The sequence below is a fragment of the Pseudomonas sp. P4_C1 genome (assembly GCF_056402155.1).
Genome location: NZ_JBFUHY010000168.1, coordinates 1 through 1,093, shown reverse-complemented (window position 1 = coordinate 1,093; position 1,093 = coordinate 1). Strand labels below are relative to the sequence as shown.

The following is a 1,093-nucleotide window of genomic DNA, read 5'->3' as shown; positions in this document are numbered from 1 at the left end:
CATTAACCCCGTCCTGTCAATGGCCGGGGTTTTTTGGGAGGGGCTGGGCAGGTTTTACTCGACGGCCTTGACCATGTCTTCGATGACTTTCTTCGCGTCGCCGAACACCATCATGGTCTTGTCCAGGTAGAACAGCTCGTTGTCCAGACCGGCATAGCCGCTGGCCATCGAGCGCTTGTTGACGATGATGGTCTTGGCCTTGAACGCCTCGAGGATCGGCATGCCGGCAATCGGCGATTTCGGATCGTTCTTCGCCGCCGGGTTGACCACGTCGTTGGCSCCCAGCACCAGCACCACGTCGGCCTGGCCGAACTCGGAGTTGATGTCGTCCATCTCGAACACCTGGTCGTAAGGYACTTCGGCCTCGGCCAGCAACACGTTCATGTGCCCCGGCATGCGACCGGCCACCGGGTGGATCGCGTACTTCACGGTCACGCCGCGATGGGTCAGCTTCTCGGTCAGTTCCTTCAGTGCATGCTGCGCCCGCGCGACCGCCAGGCCGTAGCCCGGCACGATGATCACGGTGTCGGCGTTGGTCAGCAGGAAGGTCGCGTCGTCGGCCGACCCGGATTTCACCGGACGGGCTTCTTTCGCTCCCGCCGGGCCGGCGGCCTCTGCGGTATTGCCGAAACCACCGAGCAGGACGTTGAAGAACGAACGGTTCATCGCCTTGCACATGATGTACGAGAGGATCGCACCGCTTGAGCCCACCAGCGAACCGGCGATGATCAGCATCGAGTTGTTCAGCGAGAAGCCGATGCCCGCCGCCGCCCAGCCGGAGTAGCTGTTGAGCATCGACACGACCACTGGCATGTCGGCACCCCCGATCGGGATGATGATCAGCACGCCAAGCACGAAGGCCAGGGCCAGCATCACGGCAAAGGCGGTGTAGTCGCCGGTGAGCATGAAGGTTACGCCCAGGCCCAGGGTGGCCAGGCCCAGCAGCAGGTTCAGCTTGTGCTGGCCGCTGAACTGTACCGGTGCACCCTGGAACAGGCGGAACTTGTACTTGCCGGCCAGCTTGCCGAAGGCAATGACCGAGCCGGAGAAGGTGATTGCACCGATGGCGGCCCCGAGGAACAGTTCCAGGCGG

General features: G+C 63.0%; 1 protein-coding gene. It reads right to left on the bottom strand.

The features are described from left to right. Positions 1–54 precede the first annotated feature (54 nt). Positions 55–1,093: NAD(P)(+) transhydrogenase (Re/Si-specific) subunit beta (locus tag AC1DU9_RS29820; RefSeq protein ID WP_477811273.1), on the bottom strand; the 1,039-nt coding region annotated here is incomplete at its 5' end.